We start from the raw sequence: 20,101 nt of genomic DNA, 5'->3' as shown, positions 1-20,101 counted from the left end.
GCGTTCGTCAACGCGTGCGCCAGGTAAACAGCGAGGAAGCCACGAAGTTCCAGATTGCGCCCGCGATCGCGCCGACGATGCTTGCCGGGGCCCAGAACGGCATCGCCGCGAAGAACACGTTGGCCACGCCCACGTTCATGACCGCACCGAGCGCACAGACCGCGTAGAAGCTCAGCAACCCGCGCCAGATCGCGCGCCCGCGCAACGCGCGGTCCCGATAGGTGATCAGGTTGTTCAACAGGAAATTCGAGTTGATGGCTGCGAACACCCCCAGGGCCTGCGCCAACGCGAATTGATCCGTCAGAGCGGCCAGCGCGATCTTGACGGCAAGCAGCTGCACGAAGATGCCCGTGAAGCCGACGGCACAAAACAGTACGAACCGCGTCGACACCAGCCCGCCCGTCTTCCGGACCACCAGCAGCGACACGAACTCGAGGGCGACGGCGGAATCCATCTTGGATTCTCCGGCCCGGCGCGACCGGAACGTGTAGGGGATCTCACGCGCCTTCCATCGCCCTGCGGACGCGGCCAGCATGTCGGCGAGGATCTTGAACCCTTCGCCCTGCAGGGATGTGACCACCTGGTTGAAGGACAGGCGGCGCACCATGAAGAAGCCGCTGACCGGATCGGAGGCCGTGATGTTCAACATGCGCCGTGTCACGGCTGTCGCACGATCGCTGCCCCAGCGCCGGATACGGGACAGCCCCTGCCCGCTCGACCCACCGTCGATGTTGCGACTGCCGATCACGATGTCCAGTTCATCATCGCCTTGCAACGCGTCGAGCATCGCTGCGAGCCGGGTTTCGTCGTGCTGCAGGTCCGCGTCGATGACGGCGCAGAACGGAGCCGTGGAGGACAGAATGCCTTCGATACAGGCCCCGGCGAGGCCCCGCCGCCCGATCCGTGGGATGACACGGACGTTGTCGAATTCCCGCGCCAGGGACCGCACTGCCTCGGCCGTGCCATCGGGGCTGTCGTCATCCACATAGACCGCTTCCCACGAACGCCCCTCGAGCGCGGCGCGCAACAGATCGAACAGCGGCCGGACATTGTCCCTTTCGTTGAATGTGGGGATGACGACGCTCAGGTCGTACATGCGCCGGCCCTGCATTCGGCCGTTGGCTCCGGGTCGGCTTCGCGCCTCGAAGGGCCCATGCACGACGGCGCCTTGGATTCGGGAGGGTGCCGTGTCCATCAAGGAAGCGGACTGCCTGGCCGAGCAGCCATACGGCTCCCGATGGTTCCAAGCCGCCGTGAGAGCTTGTAGATGAGGAAGCCGATCAGCGCCCCGATCGCCATCCCGGTCAGGGTGTCCGCCGGATAGTGCACCCCCACGTAGATGCGGCTGTAGCCCACGATCGACGCCCAGACCAGCAACAGAAGCAGCAGGTGCTTGTGGATTCTTCGGAGCAGCAGGCCCAGGAAAACCGCGAATGCCATCGAATTCGCCGCATGCGCCGAGAAATAGCCATAGCGTCCGCAACGCGGCGCGAGATAGCGGATGAGCTCTTGCAAATGCGCTTCCCGGCAAGGCCTGGGGCGCTCGAAACCGTCCTTGAAGAGATTGGCCAACTGGTCGGTTGCGGTGATCATCACCACGACCAGCCCCAGAACCACCAGCATGTTCTTCAGTCCAAAATGGCGATGCACCAGGTACATCAGCGCCCCGAAAACGGGGATCGAAGAAAGCTTGCTGGTGACGAACAGCCAGAAGCCGTCCCAACGTTCCGAACCCAGCGAGTTCAGAAGCACGAACAGCTGCTCGTCCAGCCGCAGCACCCCGCCGAGGAAGCCGCCGACCGCAACCGGCGACGAATCCCCCTGCACCGCTTCGCCCACGAGCAGCGCATTGGTCGCGATCCACAGTCCGAACAGTGCGCCGCCGGCAGCCAACGCAACGCCGATCACGGCGGCCCAGCGCAAAGGCTTGATCGAGGAGGAGGCGACGCGTTCGATCGCCAGTCGCAACGGGCCGGAGGTGCTCCACTTCCAGTGGCCGCCCGCACGCAGGTCGCGGCCGTACCCGATCACCCGGGTCTCCGTGCGCACCCGGGCCACAGCCGCTTCCTGGGGCTGATGCGTTCACCCGGGAACGATGATCGGCACTTCCATGCGTTCGCGACGCGCGCGCGGGCCCGGGACGTCCCGAGCGGAATGATGCTGGCGTGCGGACGCATGCGTTGCCTCGTGCCTTGAGGAGGCGCAACTGTCGGGCGATGCGTCTTACCGGATACTTACCGGGCAGGAAGTTTCCGCCGGCCAGATATGCAGGGGACCCGTGGCAGCCGGATTCGCCGCCGGTGTCGTCGATCGCGTCGACGCGGCATTGGCCACGATCCGGCGGGCGGCCATGGTCGGGACCGCGGCGCACCTGGTCGATGCGGTGATTCCGCTAGTGCACTACCGCTGCCGCGTAGGCGATGGACCGCCTGCCGAAGCCGGGGTGGGGCTCGAGTTCCCGCCCGCCACGGGCGATGGCGCCATGGCGGGCCGAAGTGCGGCCGCGGAGAAGAGATCCAACTCAGGTTCGAAGATGTCGCTACGCATGCCGAATGCGCCCATGACACTGTGGAACACATTGGCGTGGGAGAATGCGCCTTCGACAGTCAATGTCGTGTTCGCGTTCGAATGGGGCGCGCTGGAATCCCATACGATCAACGGGATTTCCTTCTGTACGTCGGGTGCAATCGTCCAGGGCGTGCCGTGCAGATAGAGGTTGTATTCCCCCAATGACTCGCCATGATCGGAAACGTAGATCAGCGAGGTCGAATAGCCTTGCAGACCTTTCAGCACGTCGATGGCCTGCCCCACGACGAAATCCGTGTAGACGATGGTGTTGTCGTAGGCATTGATCAGTTCGTCGCTCGAGCACTGGTGCAGTTGGACCGATGCGCACACAGGGGTAAACACGTTGAAACGCGGCGGATAGCGCACGTTGTACGCTGGCCCGTGGCTCCCCTCGAGATGGAACACCACCAGGATGCGTTGCTGGTCTGATGCGGCAATACGCGCTTCGATTCCACGCAACAAACCTTCGTCGTAGTCGCACGCCTCTCCCGTGCAACCGGCCTTCAAATCGCCAAGGCGCTCGAAGTGCCGTACGTCCATTGCAGGCTCGCCCGCATTATTCGTACGCCATATGACGTCGACGCCATGACGCTGGAGATAGCTGGTCAATGGCTCCCACATCGCGCGTGCCCCGGGCTCCTGATGGGCCAGGATGCATTCGAGCGAGGCAGTGGTATACGTGGCGCATGACCGGGCCTTCCTGAAGACGGTGGCACCGGCCTTGGCGACGGCCGGATTGGTCTGCCTGCCATACCCATACAGGGAAAAATTCTGGGCGCGAGCGGACTCCCCGATCACCAGGAAGACGACCTTCTTCTCGTTCGACACGAAATGGGCGGCGGGTAGCAGCTTGCGTTCGTGCGGGGCCGCCTTGCCAGCCAGGTAGCGCCCGGCGTTGACCACGTACGACCAGGGCAGGACCATGCCGCCAAGATGCTTGGCATGCTTGTCGATCCACAACCAGCTCTGGGATGCGCCATACGCCCAGCACAGCGTGAAGACACCGACCGCGATGGGCATCACCAGGCGCTTGAAAAAGGGCGTGCGCGTCACCTCGACCTGCAAGAGCACCCAGCAAGGCACGATGCCCAGGCAAAAGGCGTACACGAGCATCCACGGATGGAACAGGCCGGCCGCTTCGGCCGTGTTGGTGTTGAAGGCGTTGCCCATCATGGTCTCGTCCAGCACCACGCCATACGTGACCACGAAATAGAGTGCGATGGCATTGGCTATCGCCATGACCATGCACAGAGGCTTCACCAGCCGCGGCACGATCAAGGAAACGACGCCGGTAAACAATGCGGTCATTGCCGCGACCAGGACGAACAGCGTGAGCAATGTCACGCCCGCACCCCACGATGCGACATCCAGATGTTCGATGCCGAACAGATAGAGTGGCACGTGGTACGCCACGGCATTGAACAGCGCCCAGGCCAGAACGAACATTGGCGTCCGCAGACGCCAGCGGACCCTGGGAATGAAAGCACCGGACGACAGCCTGAGCGCTAGGGCCTGCATGCGAGTCGTCCCATGCGACCCTCCTTGATTGTTCTTGTGAAGGATGACCGGCATCTACCAGGCCGGCGCCAATGCCAGCCGACTCACGACCGGTACTTTCCAGTGAACAGCGCGGCAGAAAAGATGCCGATCAATGCGCCTGCAATCACGGCAGATCCGGTATGCGCATCGAGCTCGACACGCGCGAACATCGTCAGCAGCAGCACCGGTACCAGGTAGAACAGATGCCACCACCCGTAACGACGCCCCACGAAATACACTGCCGAGGACGCCAGCGAGGCATGTCCCGAGGGCATGTTGTGCCGCCCGCCATAGGGGCGCTCACCCAGACGCACACCCTGGACAGTGACTGGATCCAATGCCCGCTTCAGGCCGTGCGTCATGAGGGTGCCGGCAAAGCCGATATAGAGGTTTTGCATCATCCCGATCGGGTCGCGTTTGACGATGGGCAATGCCAGCTGCGCGATCGTATTGATGAACCGCCCGTACTGCTCGGTGCCAGTGACCAGTGCGTGCTCGCTACGCGGCGTATCGCGGTAACTCAACAGATCGGATGGATAGAAAACAGACAGGGCAGTACCGATCAGGCACATCACCATGAGCAGTCGTGGCCGTTGTGCCTGCACGTAGGCCATCCTTGCCAGCGCCATCAACCGCTTCGGTGCCGCCCTGGCGAGAAGCGCTTCCAGGTCGGGGCCGGCGATCCGGGTCAGCGCCCGCTGGAACGGATGGGCGCCGACGCGTTCGCCCAGCGATTCGCCGACGCGGGTGCCGCGTCGCATCACCTCCAGGTCGGCGCCCTCGCGCCGCGCCAAGACCACCGGCGGCATCAGTTCGTGCGGGTCTCGGAGGTCCACATCCAGGATGGCGACAGCATCGCTGGCGTCGGGCCCAGCCCGGCCGTCGTCATGGCGGCTTCCCTGTCTAAACCGCGGCTCGGGTGCAGCCGCCGGATCGGCGGTCACGGCTTGCCGCGCCATGCCTTCGGCGCCACCGTGGTGGCTTCCGCCTTCGACGAACAGGAACGCGCAAACCTCAGTTCATTCAAGACGGGGGCGTGTGCCTGGGGCTGCCCGATCGGAACGATCCCGCGGTGCGGACGCATGCGATGCCTCGTGCTATAACGAGGCGCCACTGTCAGGCGATGCGTCTTTCCGGCTGCTTACGATCAGGAAGTTCCCGCGGACCAGGCATGGGTCCGGCCAGGTAAGTGTCCAGTAAGGAAGGCGGCCGGCAAGGTCGCTTCCTCGCGTCTCGTCGCACGCATGCAGAAGCAGGAAGTTTCAGTGGCAGCGCATCATCTCGACAACCCACCAGAGAACGAAACCACCCGATGAGCCGCATTCTCCTGATCGAGGATCACGAGCGGCTTGCGCGACTGGTCTGCAAGGGGCTCGCGGCCGCCGGAATCGCCGTCGATGTCGTCGATCGCGTCGACGCGGCATGGGCCACGATCCGCCAAACGCCCTACCAGGCGCTGGTGATCGATCGCGGATTGCCGGATGGCGACGGGCTCGCCCTGCTGCGGCGCATGCGCAGCGCCGGAATGGGCATGCCCTGCCTGGTGCTGACGGCGCGGGATGCGTTGCGCGACCGTGTGGAAGGTCTGGATGCCGGCGCCGACGACTACCTTCCAAAACCATTCGCCATGGATGAGATGGTGGCGCGCGTGCGGGCACTGCTGCGGCGCCCGGTGGAGGTTCGCCCGCTCGATCCCAGCCACGGCGATCTGACGCTGCGGCCTGCCGCCGGCATCATGTGTTGCGGCGACCAGAGCGCGAGGCTGCCCCCGGCGGAGATGCAGATCATGCTGTTGCTGCTGCGCAAGCACGAGGAAGTCGTGCGCCGCGGCGCGCTGGAGTCGGTCGGCTGGGGATTCGGCGAGGCCGTCACCCCGGGCGCGCTGGACGTCGCCCTGCATCGCATCCGCCGCAAGCTGCGCGTCATCGGTTCGCGCCAGCGGATCGTCAATATCAGAGGTCTAGGCTATGCCCTTCGTGAGGCCGGCAGTGCCGAACAGCCTTAGCCTGCGGGTCCTGCTCGCGTACGTGGTCGGGGTGATCCTGAGCATCGCGCTCATGATCCTGGTGACCCTCGTGCTGACCACTTACCGCAGCGACCTGTGGCTGAAGGCGGACATGGCCGAGTACACGCGGGACCTGGTCGGGGCGGTCCGGTTCGACGCCAGGGGTGTCCCGGACGGCCTCGCTGCCAGCGAGGAGGGCGACATGTGGATCTACGAGAGTCTCAAGGAGGAGACCGCCTACCGCGTGCTGGACGACTCCGGGCGCCCGGTGCTCGTTTCCGCCGCCGGCGAAGGGTTCTGGTCCCCCGTCGAATCGCGGGGGCTCGTGCCGGGAAGCTTCAACTTCGAACGCGGTGGCGTGCGGATGCACAGCGCCATCGAGCGCTTCGAGCACGGCGGGAGGACCTGGTACCTGCAGTTCGCCGTCAGCACGCGGATGCTGGGCTTCATCTACCAGGAATTCACCTTGCCGTTCATGGGTGCGGGCGTGGTCATGTTCAGCGCGCTGCTGCTCATCGTCTTCGGCATCTGCGCCTATGTCACGCTCGAATACACGCTCCGGCCGTTGCGCAAGCTGTCGGAGTCCGCCGCCTCGATCTCGCCGCGCGCGCTCCACGCGCGATTGCGCACCGAGGCGGTGCCGTCCGAGATCGCGCCCCTGGTGCACAGCTTCAACCGCGCGCTCGACAGGCTGGAACACGGCTACCGCGTGCAGCAGGAGTTCCTTGCGACGGCTGCGCACGAGTTGAAGACGCCGCTGTCGTTGATCCGCGCGCAGGTCGAGTTGAGAGAGGAGGGCGAGGACCGCGACGCGCTGCTCGGCGACGTCGAACACATGACGCGCCAGGTGCAGCAACTCCTGCTGCTGGCGGAAGCCAGCGAGGTGCAGAACTATGCCTTCGCCACCACCGATGTGCAGGAGGTTGCGCGGGACGCCGTTGCCTACCTGCAGCGGATGGCCGAAGCCGCGGACGTGCATGTGACCCTTTCCGGCGCGTCCGTTGCGCGATGGCAAGCCGATCGCGGTGCGCTTTTCACGCTGCTGAAGAACCTGCTGGAGAACGCCATCGAGCATGCGCCGCGCGGCACCGAGGTGCGGGTGGAGGTGGATGCCGAAACGGTGACGGTGCGCGATTCCGGCCCCGGCGTGGATCCGCAGGATCTGTCGCAGATGTTCTCCCGCTTCTGGCGTGGCGCCCATCGGCGCGACCAGGGCGCCGGCCTCGGCCTGGCCATCTGCCGGGAAATCGCGCAGGCGCATGGATGGGCGCTGTCCGCGCACAAGGCGGACCCGGGCTTGCTGCTCCGGTTGTCCGTGAGAACGGGGTCTTCAGATCTCGCGGAGTAGCAACCGAAGAGCCATCGCACGAGGGACATCCACTCGCCCGGAGCATTCACGACTCAGGCAAAACAAGGTCATGGTAGAGATAGCTGTGCGACCAACGTTTCCAGCCCCAAGCGGTGGAACTGGCGACGCTGGAGTGGGTCGACTGGTTGGATCACAGGCGCCTGCTGGAGCCGATCGGCGACATCCCCCGGCCAAAGCAGAGGCCGCCTGTCATCAACAGCACGCGAGCTCGCCATGGCGGCGTGACTCACACCGAACGAGCCCGGGATGCCGGGGTGGTTCAGGTTCCCCTGCCGAATAGGCCTTGACCACGGCCCTCGCGCATTCTATTCAACAGTCCGATTGTGAGTATCGATCAAACCGAGACACGCCAGTTGCCCGGGGGGTGGAAATGCGCATGCTGAAGAACCTCGTCACCGCGTCCTTCTTGGGACTGATGCTGTTGGCGCCTTCGGAAGTCTATGGGCGGGACGGCCACATCGATATCGCGATTGGCGAGGAGTACTCGTTCGATTCGTCGATCTTGGGCGAGAAGCGCGCGATCCAGGTTGCGCTGCCCAGCAGCTACGCCGCGAATCACGGACATACCCGTTACCCGGTCCTGTATCTGCTGGACGGCCAGAAGTTCTTCCAGATGGCCTCGGGCGTTGTACAGCATCTCAGCGCCGACGCCAGTCCCCGCATTCCCGAGATGATCGTCGTGGGCATTCCCAGCGAGCAGCGGGTGCGTGACTCCACACCAAGCCGCTCCTTGAAGGGGCCGCTTGGGCAAGACGAATCGGTCTATGTGACCAGCGGTGGGGCGGATCGGTTTCTACGTTTCTTGACGGACGAACTGGCTCCCTATATCGATCGGACCTACAGCACCTCGGGCTACCGCGTCCTGGCCGGATACTCGTTGACGGGATTGCCGGTGCTGCACGCCCTGTTCACCCAGCCGCAGGCGTTCAACAGCTATCTCGCCATCGATCCCAGTTGGTGGTGGGACGACTACCTTCTGGAGCGGGAAGCGCGGAAATTCATTGCGGACGCGAAAGTCGAACGGAGAGCGCTGTTCGTCACCACGACGACCAACAACCCGCCTTCCGAGTTCTTTCCAACGGTCCGTTACGTCGACACGCTGGCTGGCATGCTCGAGGCCAAGCCGATGGCCGGACTGCACTTCGGCATTCGGGTCTACGACGACGAGAGCCACCACTCGTTGGCGCTGCGCTCGCTCTATGATGGACTGAGCCACACCTTCGAAGGCTATGCGCCGAGCCTCGATACGCTGTACGCCTACCCGGAACGTCTTGAGGAACAGTATCAACTGTTGTCCCGTCGCCTGGGCAGCGAGGTTTTTCTGCGCGAGGATCTAGTCGACTACTTCGGCCACGTGTTCCTGCATACCTATCACGACCGGGACAAGGCGCTGCTGTATTTCCGGCTCAACACTCGCCACTATCCGGACTCCGCCAACGCATGGCACAGCCTCGCTGAGGGCTATGCTGCCAGTATGGATCGACAGAAGGCGATCGAAGGCTATAGACGATCGCTCGAACTGAACCCAGAGAACGCCAATGCGCGCGTGCAGCTACAGAAGCTCTTGACCCCAGTTGTAAAGTGAGGAGCGCAAGGACAGGAGATCTCGAGCCCAGGTACGAGTTCCGGCGTCGACTTGAGGCGGACGGAAAGAAAGACGGAAGCCACAAAAGCCAATCCAAGTCCTTTCAAGATTGGCGTTCTGCGGTGCCTTCGCTGGCCTCCGCCCCGGGACGCCTCAGCGCCCCGGAGCATCGAACCCCCAGCTCAGTTCGCGTACTTCACCGAACACCCGTACGGGCGCGTCACCGGGGTGCTGACCGGCTGCCCCGCCGCCAGCTCCGCCAGCGCCTGCGGCACGTACTGCGTGGCCTTGGCGATGTCGGCCGGGTCCGGGCTCGGAATGCTGTCGATGCCGCCGGCGTAGCGCAGCACGCCGGCGGGGTCGATGACGTACATGTGCGGGGTGGTCTTGGCGCCATAGGCGCGGCCGGTGGTGCCGTCCGGGTCGAGCAGGTAGGCGGTCTGCGCGGCGCGGGCCTGGCCGCGGATCCGTTCGGCGGCGGCGCCGTCCACGTGTCCCTGCTGGCCCGGGGCCGACGAGTTGACGGACAGCCACACGACATCGTCCGCGGTCGCGTCGCGCTGCTGCGCCTGCATGTTCTCTGATCCATAGTGCTTCCTGACGAACGGACACTCGTGATTGGTCCATTCGAGCACCACGGTCTTGCCGGCGAAGTCGGCCAGGCTGCGCGTCTGCCCGGCCGAATCGACCAGGGTGAAGGCCGGGGCGGGCTGGCCCACCGCGGCGGCGGCGGTGGCGTCGGAGGCAGCGCAGGCCGTCAGTGCGGCGGCGGCGAACATCAGCGCAGTGGTGAGCAGTGAGGCTTTCATCGGTCGGTCTCCTGGGTCGGGAAGGTCACAGCGAGCGGATCGCATCGGCGACGCCATCCGCGGTCAGCAGCTGCGGCAGCACGCGGGGTGCGCCCCCGCCGGCGGGGTAGAGCACGTACAGGGGCACGCCGTTGCGGCCGTAGCGCTGGAGGTAGCGCGTGATCGCCTCGTCGTTCCGCGTCCAGTCGCCCTTGAGGTAGGCGACGTCGTGCGCCGCAAGGGCCTCGCGCACGGTGTCAGTGGACAAGGCGACGCGCTCGTTGGCGAGGCAGGTGACGCACCACGCGGCGGTCATGTTGACCAGCACCGGGCGGTTGGCCGCGCGCAGCTCGGCCAGGCGCTGTTCGCTCCAGGGCTCGCTGCCGGCATCGCTCGTCGATGGCGCACCGGCGGCCGCCGGCGCCGGTGCCGACAGCGGCAGGCCGAGCGCGAGCACCAGCGCCGCCGCGGACACGATGGCGGCAGCCGCGCGGAACCGCGGCGAGCGCATCGCGGGCCGGCGCCCGAGCAGCCACAGCGCGAACGCCAGCGCGGTGAGGGCGGCGAGCAGCCAGGCCATGCCGAGCGGCGAGGTCTGTTCGCCGTACACCCACAGCAGCCAGACCACGGTGAGATACAGCGGGAACGCGAGCAGCTGGCGAAAGCCTTCCAGCCACGGGCCGGGCCGCGGCAGGGCGCGGGCCAGTGCCGGGACGAACCCGAGCAGCAGCATCGGCGCGGCCAGGCCGAGGCCGAGCGCCCCAAACACCGCCAGCGCAGCGTAGGCCGGCTGCGCCAGGGCCCAGCCGAGCGCGGTGCCCATGAACGGCGCGGTGCACGGGCTGGCGACGACGACCGCCAGCGCGCCGGTGAAGAACGCTGCGCGGGCACCGTTGCCTTCCGTCAGCCGCTGGCCGGTGCCGGCGATCCGGCCGCCGAACTCCCACACGCCCGAGAACGACAGCGCCATCGCGAACAGCAGCAATGCGACGCCGGCGACGAAGCGCGGCTCCTGCAGCTGGAACCCCCAGCCGAGCTGCTCGCCGCCGGCCCGCAGCGCCAGCAGCATGCCGGCGAGCAGCAGGAACGTGGCGACCACGCCGAGCGTGTACCAGCCGCCGTGCCGGCGCAGTTCGGCGCGGTCGTCGGCCGAGCGGAGCGCGCTCATTGCCTTGATCGACAGCACCGGGAACACGCACGGCATCAGGTTGAGGACCAGGCCGCCGAGGAAGGCGAGCGCGAGGGCCGCCAGCAGACCGAGGGGGGTGGCCACACCGCCCGGCAGCGGCGCCGCAGGGGCGGCCGGCGCAACGCTGCCCGCAGCCCCCGCGTCGGCAGCGGCAAAACGCCACGCTGCGCCGTCGCCATCGACCGCGACCAGCGCGACCTCCGCCGGCAGCGCGGTGAAGTATTCGCTCTTGGGCCAACGCGCCTGCCAGCCCTCGGCTGTGCGCTGCCACTGCGGCTGCGCGCCGTTGGCGAAGACCTCCGGCGTTTCCGGAAACCACTGCCACTGCGCTGGCGCCACGGCGGCGTCGAGGCCGCTCACGGCCAGGGCGATGGCATCGGCGTCCTCGGCAATCGCGAGCGTCGCCGCCGCAACGGTCGGAAGGCCGGCGCGCGCGGCGGCGAAATCCTCGGCCCAGCGCGGATCCGCGTCGGCCGTTGCGGCGACCGGCAGTTCGAACGCGTACTCGGCCTTGCCGGGGATGCATTCGACCTCGCAGATCAGCCAGTTCGCCGAGGCGCGCACCGGCAGCGCATCGGCGGCGTAGTCGGCCGGAATCACGATCGTGACCGGCAGCAGCCGGCGCCCGCCGTAGCCGAAGTTGACGATGTCCGCGAGCTCGAAGCGCTGCGGATGCGGCCACTCGACCGGCTCGGCGGTCACGCCGCTCGGCAGCGTGAGTTCGAGCTCGGTCGGCAGCCCCGAATCGCCCGGGTTGCGCCAGTACGTGTGCCAGTGCGGGTCGTGCTCGAGCAGCAGGCCGAGGGTCAGCCGCGCGCCGGGCACCGCCGCGGTCGCTTCGGCGACCAGTCGCGACTGCAGGTGGTCGGTCCGCACCGCCGGCGACGCCGCGCTGGCGGGCGCTGGCGCCAGCAGCGCGAAGATCAGGGTCGCCGTTACCAGCAGCAGGGACTTGTACATGGCTCCTCGGGGTCCGGGGGTTTCGCTCCGGGGGTGGGCGCAACGTGGCGCTTCGCGGTGCGAGGGCCGGGTGGGCATCGCTGCCGTCGGGTCCGCGTGCAACCTAGCGCCAGGCACCGCGAATCGATCGGCGCTGGGACGAATCGGGGGGACCCGGGGACGAAGACGGCGCGGGCGGTTGCGGGGACCGGGGCCGCGGACTAGCCTGCCCCGCTATGCGCAAGGTCCCCTGGCTCATCGTGCTCGGCGTGGTCGGATGGTGGGGGCTGAACGCCGTCATCGTGACCAGCCACCTGCTCGCCTTCCGCGCCGCGCGCGGCCAGCCGGTGAGCCTGCAGGAGATCCTGCCCGCCCAGCTGGCGAGCGCCGCCATCTGGGTGGTCGCCACGCTGTGGCTGCTGTGGTGGACCGCCCGCAGCCCATTGGAACGCGAGCGTTGGCTGGCGCCGTTGGGGATCCTGCTGCTGGCGGTACTGGCCGCGGCGGCGTTCCGTACCGGCGCCGTGCTGGTGCTGGAACCCTGGGTGGGCGGCTCCGACACGCCACCGCGCGGGGGCACGCTGCTGGTCAGCGCCATGCTCAGGAACTGCCTCGTCGCTTGCGTCATCGTCGGCATCGGGCACGCGCTGGTCTACGCCGAGCGCTCGCGCACCCGCGAACGCCAGGCCCAGGTGTTGCAGGAACGATTGACGCAGGCGCGGCTGGACACGCTCTCGGCACAGCTCAACCCGCACTTCCTCTTCAACTCGCTCAATTCCATCGCCGAGATGGTCCATCACGACGCGGACGCGGCCGACACCATGCTGGTGCAGCTGGGCGGGCTGCTGCGCTACAGCCTTCAATCCAGCCGCCAGCAGCAGACATCCCTCGACGACGAGCTCGATGCGCTCGACTGCTACATCGGCATCGAGCAGGTGCGCCTGGGCGACCGGCTCCGCTTCACGCGCGAGATCGGCGAGGACGTGCTGTTCGCACAGGTACCGCGGCTGATGCTGCAGCCGCTGGTGGAGAACGCGGTGGCGCATGCGGTGGCGCCACGGGTCTCGCCGACGCGCGTGGAGGTGCGGGCCTGGCGCGAGGCCGACCGGCTGCTGCTGGAAGTGCTCGACGACGGCGCCGGCACGCCGGCCAAGCCCGGCTTCGGGCTGGGCCTGGCCAACACCCGCGACCGCCTGGAATGCCTGTACGGCGCGGCCCAGTCGCTGGAGATGACGACCCTGCCGCAAGGGGGCACGCGGGTGCGCGTCTCGCTGCCGCTGAAACTGGGGACGGCGGCATGAACGACGTGCCGTTGCGGGTGCTGATCGTGGACGACGAGCCGATGGCGCGCACCCGGCTGCGGCGAATGCTGGGTGCCGAGCACGGCGTGCATATCGTGGGTGAGTGCAGCGACGGCGAGGAAGCGTCGGCCGCATTGGCCGATATGAAGCCGGACGTGGTGTTCCTCGATATCCAGATGCCCGGCATGGACGGCTTCGGGACGCTGCATCATGCCGCCGCGGCCTGGCGCCCGCACGTGGTGTTCGTCACCGCGTTCGGCGAACACGCCGTGGACGCGTTCGAACACGGCGCGGTCGACTACCTGCTCAAGCCCTACTCGCGCGAGCGGCTGCGGGTCGCGCTTGACCGGGCCCGCGTGGCGCGGCAGCGCGTCGCCTCCGGCGCAGCCGACCACTTCCCCGAGCGCCTGCCCGTCCCCGTGGCCCACCGCCTGCGCATGGTGCCGGTGCAATCGATCGACTGCATCGTCGCGCAGCTGAACTACGTCGAGCTGCACGTCGGCGCGGAGCGCCTGAGCCTGAGGGAAACCATGGCCGCGATGGAGGCGCAACTCGACCCGCGCCACTTCGCGCGCATCCACCGTTCGCGGATCGTGCGCATCGCGGCGGTGACGGAGATCGAGACGCTGGGGTCGGGGCAGTACGTGTTCCGGCTGGCGTCGGGCGCGCGCCTGAGCAGCGGCCCGGCCTACCGCGAGCGGGTGCGGCAGGCGTTCCGGCTGCGCGCCCCGTGAACTGAGGGGCTTTCGTATGGGCTCCTCGCGCTGCCCGAGCCAGCTCTTAACTCCCGGCTGGTCCGAAGAATCGTCCGGCAGGTCGCTCGGATCTCACGGGTGGTTGACGCCAGGCCGGGCCGGCGCCTGTTGCCTCAAGGCCGTCCGGGCCGCCTCTGGGTAGGCGCCGGAGCTATATTTCTATGCCTTACGGATGGCGTCGTACGCCATATTAATGTTCCCTCCAACCCCATCCATGTGGAACTCGCTTGTGATGGCTTCATCGCCGGTATGCAATAAGCCGAGGCACAGATCCGGTTGGGCGCCGAGGCCGCGTCCGCTGATCTCATGGCCCGTGAGAGCGATCCTGTCGCAGCCCGTGCGACGGCCCCGTGCGATTCCTGCTCTTCGAACTCCGCAACCGGCACCGCCATTCGATAGACTCTTCCCATGGGCATCCCGATCCAATCGCAGCGCACCTTCGGAGTCGGCATCTACTCGTTCGCCGACGCCGCGCGCTTCATTGGTACCGAGTCGCGGGAGCTGCGGCGTTGGATGAAGGGCTACTCGGGAAAGCGCAGAGGAGAAGCGCGCCAGTACGAGCCATTGTGGACTTCCCAGCTTGCGGAATCGGACATCGATGGAGTGGGCTTTCGGGATCTGATCGAGCTTCGTTTCGTTCGAACCTTCGTGGCGGTTGGTGTCCCGCTGTTCCTGATCCGGCGCACCATCGACGAGCTGCGGGACCGACTCGGAAACGAGTACCCCTTCACCAGCACTGCCTTCAAGACCGACGGCCGTCGCATCTTCATGGAAATGCTGGACGAGAACGGCGACAAGGCACTGGTAGACGTGGTCAAGCGCCAGAACGTGATGGCCAAGGTGATCGGACCTTCGCTGCGAGAGGGCATCGAGCTGAACGTCGATGACGAAGCGACGCGGTGGTATCCGATGCCAAGGTCGAAAGTGGTGGTACTCGATCCGGACCGCAGCTTCGGCCATCCCATCCTGGCGGGCTCGGGCGTGCCGACCGTGGCCATTGCTGACGCCGTGAAGGCGGAACAAGGGGATCTGCATCGGGTCGCTCGCCTCTACGAGGTGTCGACCGCCGAGGTCCGCAAGGCCGTCGCATTCGAGCAGCAGGTGGTCGCGCCTTGAAGGCGCAGATCGACGAGAACCTTCCCCCCGCCCTTGCACGGGCATTGAATGTCCTTGTCGCCGTCGACGGTCATGAGGTTGTCCACGTCACGGACTACGCAAGAGGCGCGCCCGATCTCGAGCTGTTCCGGCGCGCCATCGAAGACGGAGTGCGAGTTCATATCACGCAAGATCACCATTACCGCCGGCCAGTGGAGCGCGAGGCGATCACCCGGTTAGGGTTGACGGTATTCGTTCTGGCGAAAGGCTGGAATCACTTGGGGCACTACGACAGGGCCGCGCGACTGATCGAGTATTGGCCAAAAATCGCCACAACTAGCGAGAACTTCGAGGCAGGTTCCATCTTTCGGATTCCTCCCCGCAGGAACGGCAAGCTCGAACTAATCAAACGCTGAGGCATTCGCGGCCCTACGGAAATGGTGCCTGGCCGGCACCCTCGTAAAGCATTCTCTGCTTTCGGACTGTTGAATCTGGTCGACGCCGGCAATGACTCGCCGGATGACCCGCTTTCGAAGTACCTGCCGACCTGGCCGGGTGATGCGCGCATCACGATCGAGGCCACTGCTCACTCTCGACCTCGGCAAGAGGTGGCTACGAAAAGCGCACCTGAATCTCCTCGAGCCCTTGCCCCCGTGTCTCCACGCCGCTGCGTGCCAGCATCACCGCGGACGCCGCCATGGGGATGGCGAGCAGCGCCGCGGAGAGCGCGAAGTGGTCGAAGAACCCGATGACGCCCAGGCCCGCGCCGAGGATGCCTCCGAACTTCGAGCTCGCGGCGATCACCCCCGACCCCGTGCCGCGCAGGCGCAATGGGTAGATCTCCGCCGCATAAGGAATGAGCATCGCGATCACGCCGCTCACGCTGATCAGCAAGCTGGCGATGGCGGTCGTGGTCAGGGGCGCCGAGCGGATGCCCAGGACATCGAGCGCGGCGAACACCAGCAGCGCGGCAGCGGTCAGCCCCAGGAACAGCACCAGCGATTTGAAACTGCTCCAGCGGTAGTACATCCAGATGACGAGCGCGATGCCGGGCAACGCGTAGAACGCCGACCGCGCGAGCAGGGCGCTGGCCGCGGCCGCATCCACGCCCAGCTCGGTGAGGTTGGTCGGCAGCCACAGGACGAAGCCGAAGTTCACCAGTCCCCACGCGGTGCCCGCGACCAGCAGGCTCCGCGAGACCGGTGCGTGCCGGCCGCGCAGGAGATCCCGGGTTCCCGCGACCGGGTGGCCTTCATCGATCACCGGCGGCGCGGGGTGCAGGGCGTCGTCGCGCTCGATGCGCCCGCCCGGCCCGGAGAAACGCGCCAGCAGTGCCCGGGCCTGCGTATGCAGGCCCATGCTCGACAGGAAGCGCGGCGACTCGGGAATGAAACGGTTGAGCACGATGATCAACGCCCCGGTCGGCAGGCCCAGCAGCCACAGCACGCGCCAGCTGAACATCGGTTCCAGCACCGCCGCCGCGCCCGCGGCGAGCAGGTAGCCGCCAGAGGTCCCCAGGCCGCCCAGTGCGACCAGCAGCCAACCGCGATGCAGCGCCGGCACGGTCTCGGCCATCAGGGTGAAGGCGATCGGCAGCAGCCCGCCTGCCGATGCGCCCATCAGGAAGCACATCGCGAGATTCCAGCCGTACGACGGCATCGCGCCGCAGATGGCGGTGCCGATGAACATCAGCGCCGACAGCAGGATGGCCGACCGGCGACCGAAACGGTCGGCCACCCGCCCCCACACCACCGAGCCGACCGTCGTGCCCGTCAGCGCGAACAGCGTCAACACGCTGGCGCCCGATGTCTCCAGGCGGTACTCGGCGCGCATGCCGGGCATCACGAAGCCGAGCGTGGCCGGCTTCATGACGTCGATGGCGAGCGTCACCACCAGCACCGTCGCCAGCGTGAGGTGCGCGCGGTTGAGCGGCACGCCATCGGCCACGTGGAAGTTCAGCGGCGCGCCCATGCCGGGCTGCAGGCCTGCGGGCGCGCGCGGCAGCATGCCGTAGGCCGACAGCGCCAGGCCGAGCGGAATGATCGCCATGCCGATCCACATCTCGGCCGTCATCGGCATGCCGACCATCTGCCAGTGCGTGTGCTGGCCCATCATGAACATCGGGCCGTGCGAGAGCACGCCCGCGGTGATCAGGGCGCAGCCCACCCAGAACGCGACGGGGTGGTGAAATGCAAAGCCGGCTCGACTCACGATGCCTCCGGAAGGTGCGCGCATGGTAGCGCCGGCGTCCGGCCTTTGGGCGGTGCTGCGACAGAAACCTCGGCAGGTGTGATCGAACACGGGAGAACCGGGCCGCCAGCTTCCAGGCCCCCATGGTCACCGAAGAGGGAGTCCTGACGCCGCTTACCTGACCGGCTGGCCGGCTTCCCTTGCGGCGCGATCGATCGTGTCCGCCACCACCGTGGGCTGCGTCATGAAGACCGCGTGGCTGGCGGCCACCTTGGTGATGCGAGCGTTGATGCGCTCGGCCATGTGGATGAGCATGGTCTGGTCGAACGCCTTGTCCTCCGTGGCAATCACGGCCCAGCTGGGCTTCGTGCGCCAGGCCGCCTTCGTCAGCGTGGTGCCGAACACCGTCATGTTGATCGGCACCTGCGAATCGCGCAGGAACGCCGCGTCGGCATCGGTGGCGTCGTGAGCGAAACCGGCCTTGAAGTTGGCGGGATTGATGAACCCGTAGCCGTCGCTTCCCGTGTCGATCACGAACTCGGGCGTGGGCGCGAAGCCGGCGTACTGCTGGGCGGTGGTTTCGCCGGCGTCCGGCGCCAGGGCGGACACGTAGACCAGGCCCGCCACCTTGTCGTGGTCGCCGGCTTCGGTGATGACCGTGCCGCCCCAGGAATGCCCGACCAGGATGGCGGGGCCGTCCTGGCGGTCGAGTACGCGCTGTGTCGCCCTCACGTCATCGGCGAGCGAGGTCAGCGGGTTCTGCACGATCGAGACGCGATAGCCGCGCGCGGTCAGGTCGTCGTAGACCGGGCGCCAGCCGGCACCGTCGGCGAAGGCGCCATGCACCAGCACGACGTTCTTCACCTGTGCGCCGTGGTGGGCGGACGTGGCGTCGCCGGCCTGCGCGGCCGGGGACAGGGCGACCGCCAGAGCGGCCGCGAGCATGGCAGGGATGAGCTTGAACATGGACGTATCCTCGGGCGGTGGTGGGTGCGCGGCGTCTCGGCCGGCAGGGCTACTTTGCGACGCGCGCCCACACGATCGGTTGCATTGAGTCCGTAAAACTTGATCGATCGTGCTACTTCTCGTCGGGCCGGCGCTCCCGGTCCAGCGCCGGACCGGCGCGGCGGGCACCGGTCACGCGGTCGGCACGGTTCCGCCGTCGATGGTGTATTCCGCGCCGGAGATGGAGGCCGCCCGGGGCGAGAGCAGGAAGGCGATGAGGTCGGCCACCTCACCGGGCTTGGTCATGACGCGCTTCCCGGTCAGCTGCAGATCGAAGCTCATGGCGCGATCTCCAGCGTGGCGATCTTTCCGCGCTCCAGGGTAAAGGCGTAACGCAGGTCCACCGGGCTGCCGGGGAAGTCGCCCGCCACGTGGCTGGTCACGATGTAGCGGCGATCCCGCTTCTCCAGCGTATGGGGCGTGGCGGTGTAGGTGTATCGGGCGGAGGCGTCCGCCTTCCACGCCTCGATCGCGGCCAGGCCGACATGGGCCTCGCCCTCGTCCAGCACCCGCCCGTCCCTGGTGAAGCAACGTGCAACGGCTTGGGCCCCCCGGGCGTCGGCATCGAAGTAGGCGGCGATGGGTTCGGGCAGGTTCGGATGTTTCATTGCAAGGCTCCGTCTGGGGTTCACGGAGCCAGGATGATCCCGCCTGACAGATAAGAGAATCCTCTATTATCTAATCAGTCTATGTAGGAATCAGAACACAATGCGCGGCGCCGAAGTTGCCGAACTCAAGGCCTTCGTGGCGGTGGTCGACCGGGCCAGCTTTGCCCGTGCCGCCGATCATCTGGGGCTTTCCCGGTCCGCCCTCAGCCAGATCATCCGGCGCCTGGAATCGCGGCTTGGCGTTCGCCTGCTGAACCGGACCACGCGCAGCGTGTCGCCCACGGAACCGGGGCGGCGTCTGCATGAGCGCATCGCCCCGATGCTGCGCGACATGGAGGATGCCGTTGCGCAGGCGGTGGGCGCGCATGCACGTGCCGCGGGGACGCTGCGGATCAATACGCTCAGCATGGCGGCGAAGAAAGTGATCGCGCCACGGCTCGGTCGCTTCAGCCGCGCGCATCCGAATGTCGTGCTCGACATCGTGATCGACGATGGCTTGAGAGATATCGCGGGTGAGGGTTTCGATGCGGGCGTTCGCGTGGGCGGTCGCCTGCAGAAGGACATGGTGGCCGTCCGGCTCACCCCGGACATCGAGCTGTTGGCCGTGGCCTCGGCCGACTACCTGGCACGACACGGCGAACCCAGGACGCCCGCCGACCTGAACCATCACGCCTGCATCAACTGGCGGTTTCCCGGCAGCGGCAGAGTGGCCGGGTGGGAGTTCAGGAAGAAGGGGAAAGCGGTCGAGTTCTTCGGCGAAGGCGCGGTGATCTCCAACCACCAGGACATCGTGGTGCCGGCGGCGCTGCAGGGCTTGGGCATCCTGTATGCCTACAACGACGACGGAATCGCGGACGCATTGCGGGACGGGCGACTCAAGCGCGTCCTTTCCGACTGGTCGCCCACCGTGCCGGGCCTGTATCTGTACTACTCCAGCCGAAGGTACATGCTGCCGGCACTTCGCGCCTTCATCGATTGCCTGTTGGATCGCGATCTGGACGACAAGGGCTCGCCCACCTCCGGAGGCGGCCGTTGACCGCCTCGAACTCAGATGATGCGATGTCTGCTCTCATGCCGGGCTGCAGGCCTGCGGGCGCGCGCGGCAGCATGCCGTAGGCCGACAGCGCCAGGCCGAGCGGAATGATCGCCATGCCGATCCACATCT

17 protein-coding genes and 2 pseudogenes are annotated in these 20,101 nt (G+C 66.9%); 9 read left to right on the top strand and 10 right to left on the bottom strand.

Annotation, left to right across the window (positions count from 1 at the left end; translation table 11 throughout):
- Window positions 1–7 precede the first annotated feature (7 nt).
- From QFW77_RS05840 to lpxE, 4 genes are all read right to left on the bottom strand, one after another.
- Entirely contained in the window at window positions 8–1,096 is a 1,089-nt protein-coding gene (locus tag QFW77_RS05840) for a glycosyltransferase (protein WP_280573439.1), read from the bottom strand.
- A gap of 98 nt (window positions 1,097–1,194) precedes the next feature.
- The gene (locus tag QFW77_RS05835) at window positions 1,195–2,058 is read right to left on the bottom strand and encodes a phosphatase PAP2 family protein (protein ID WP_280573437.1); all 864 of its coding nucleotides are present in this window, start codon (window positions 2,056–2,058) and stop codon (window positions 1,195–1,197) included.
- Window positions 2,059–2,400: 342 nt separating this feature from the next.
- A complete protein-coding gene (gene eptA / locus QFW77_RS05830; protein WP_280573436.1) occupies window positions 2,401–4,086 on the bottom strand; it encodes a phosphoethanolamine--lipid A transferase EptA in 1,686 nt (561 codons plus the stop codon).
- An 83-nt stretch (window positions 4,087–4,169) separates the two neighbouring features.
- Complete coding sequence (lpxE, locus tag QFW77_RS05825) at window positions 4,170–5,051, bottom strand: lipid A 1-phosphatase LpxE (RefSeq protein WP_280573435.1); 882 nt, start codon at window positions 5,049–5,051, stop codon at window positions 4,170–4,172.
- A 368-nt stretch (window positions 5,052–5,419) separates the two neighbouring features.
- On the opposite strand from lpxE, the gene QFW77_RS05820 reads away from it, so the two are divergent.
- The 4 genes and pseudogenes from QFW77_RS05820 (at window position 5,420) to QFW77_RS05805 (ending at window position 9,066) form a co-directional block, all read left to right on the top strand.
- Window positions 5,420–6,112 carry a response regulator transcription factor gene (locus tag QFW77_RS05820; protein ID WP_280573433.1) on the top strand — a complete coding sequence of 231 codons (693 nt, stop codon included), beginning with the start codon at window positions 5,420–5,422 and terminating at the stop codon, window positions 6,110–6,112.
- Window positions 6,096–7,460: an ATP-binding protein gene (locus QFW77_RS05815; RefSeq protein WP_280573432.1), complete on the top strand. Its 1,365-nt coding sequence runs from the start codon at window positions 6,096–6,098 to the stop codon at window positions 7,458–7,460. The genes QFW77_RS05820 and QFW77_RS05815 overlap by 17 nt, the downstream gene beginning before the upstream one ends.
- Before the next feature lie 107 nt (window positions 7,461–7,567).
- Window positions 7,568–7,768 (top strand): annotated as a pseudogene (locus QFW77_RS05810) (hypothetical protein); the annotation flags it as partial.
- Between the two features lie 89 nt (window positions 7,769–7,857).
- The gene (locus QFW77_RS05805) at window positions 7,858–9,066 is read left to right on the top strand and encodes an alpha/beta hydrolase-fold protein (RefSeq protein WP_280573431.1); all 1,209 of its coding nucleotides are present in this window, start codon (window positions 7,858–7,860) and stop codon (window positions 9,064–9,066) included.
- Window positions 9,067–9,248: 182 nt separating this feature from the next.
- Here the strand turns inward: QFW77_RS05805 and QFW77_RS05800 are convergent, their stop codons facing one another.
- Both QFW77_RS05800 and QFW77_RS05795 read right to left on the bottom strand, forming a co-directional pair.
- Window positions 9,249–9,875 carry a thioredoxin family protein gene (locus QFW77_RS05800; protein WP_280573429.1) on the bottom strand — a complete coding sequence of 209 codons (627 nt, stop codon included), beginning with the start codon at window positions 9,873–9,875 and terminating at the stop codon, window positions 9,249–9,251.
- A gap of 25 nt (window positions 9,876–9,900) precedes the next feature.
- Window positions 9,901–12,003 carry a protein-disulfide reductase DsbD family protein gene (locus tag QFW77_RS05795; protein ID WP_280573427.1) on the bottom strand — a complete coding sequence of 701 codons (2,103 nt, stop codon included), beginning with the start codon at window positions 12,001–12,003 and terminating at the stop codon, window positions 9,901–9,903.
- 215 nt (window positions 12,004–12,218) lie between these two features.
- Here QFW77_RS05795 and QFW77_RS05790 point away from each other — a divergent pair, with 215 nt between their 5' ends.
- The 4 genes from QFW77_RS05790 (at window position 12,219) to QFW77_RS05775 (ending at window position 15,549) form a co-directional block, all read left to right on the top strand.
- Window positions 12,219–13,283 carry a sensor histidine kinase gene (locus QFW77_RS05790; RefSeq protein WP_280573426.1) on the top strand — a complete coding sequence of 355 codons (1,065 nt, stop codon included), beginning with the start codon at window positions 12,219–12,221 and terminating at the stop codon, window positions 13,281–13,283.
- Window positions 13,280–14,017 (top strand): LytR/AlgR family response regulator transcription factor, encoded by a 738-nt coding sequence (locus tag QFW77_RS05785; RefSeq protein WP_280573425.1) that lies wholly within the window; start codon window positions 13,280–13,282, stop codon window positions 14,015–14,017. The genes QFW77_RS05790 and QFW77_RS05785 overlap by 4 nt, the downstream gene beginning before the upstream one ends.
- Before the next feature lie 429 nt (window positions 14,018–14,446).
- Window positions 14,447–15,154, top strand: a complete 708-nt coding sequence (locus QFW77_RS05780) for a DUF433 domain-containing protein (RefSeq protein ID WP_280573424.1) — start codon at window positions 14,447–14,449, stop codon at window positions 15,152–15,154.
- Window positions 15,151–15,549: a DUF5615 family PIN-like protein gene (locus tag QFW77_RS05775; RefSeq protein ID WP_280573423.1), complete on the top strand. Its 399-nt coding sequence runs from the start codon at window positions 15,151–15,153 to the stop codon at window positions 15,547–15,549. Before QFW77_RS05780 ends, QFW77_RS05775 begins: the two co-directional genes overlap by 4 nt.
- 196 nt (window positions 15,550–15,745) lie before the next feature.
- On the opposite strand, the gene QFW77_RS05770 is transcribed toward QFW77_RS05775, so the two are convergent.
- From QFW77_RS05770 to QFW77_RS05755, 4 genes and pseudogenes are all read right to left on the bottom strand, one after another.
- Window positions 15,746–17,344: an MFS transporter gene (locus QFW77_RS05770; RefSeq protein ID WP_280573422.1), complete on the bottom strand. Its 1,599-nt coding sequence runs from the start codon at window positions 17,342–17,344 to the stop codon at window positions 15,746–15,748.
- 153 nt (window positions 17,345–17,497) lie between these two features.
- Complete coding sequence (locus QFW77_RS05765) at window positions 17,498–18,289, bottom strand: alpha/beta fold hydrolase (RefSeq protein WP_280573421.1); 792 nt, start codon at window positions 18,287–18,289, stop codon at window positions 17,498–17,500.
- A 171-nt stretch (window positions 18,290–18,460) separates the two neighbouring features.
- Window positions 18,461–18,568, bottom strand: a pseudogene (locus QFW77_RS05760) (short-chain dehydrogenase); the annotation flags it as partial.
- 38 nt (window positions 18,569–18,606) lie between these two features.
- The gene (locus QFW77_RS05755) at window positions 18,607–18,936 is read right to left on the bottom strand and encodes a nuclear transport factor 2 family protein (protein WP_280573418.1); all 330 of its coding nucleotides are present in this window, start codon (window positions 18,934–18,936) and stop codon (window positions 18,607–18,609) included.
- 100 nt (window positions 18,937–19,036) lie between these two features.
- Between QFW77_RS05755 and QFW77_RS05750 the strand changes: the two genes are divergently transcribed.
- Window positions 19,037–19,972 carry a LysR family transcriptional regulator gene (locus QFW77_RS05750; protein WP_280573417.1) on the top strand — a complete coding sequence of 312 codons (936 nt, stop codon included), beginning with the start codon at window positions 19,037–19,039 and terminating at the stop codon, window positions 19,970–19,972.
- Window positions 19,973–20,101: the final 129 nt, after the last annotated feature.

Origin of the sequence: Luteimonas endophytica (assembly GCF_029887875.1) — a bacterium.
GTDB lineage: Bacteria > Pseudomonadota > Gammaproteobacteria > Xanthomonadales > Xanthomonadaceae > Luteimonas > Luteimonas endophytica.
The sequence above is the reverse complement of the archived record's forward strand: the minus strand, read 5'-3'. Positions and strand labels throughout refer to the sequence as shown.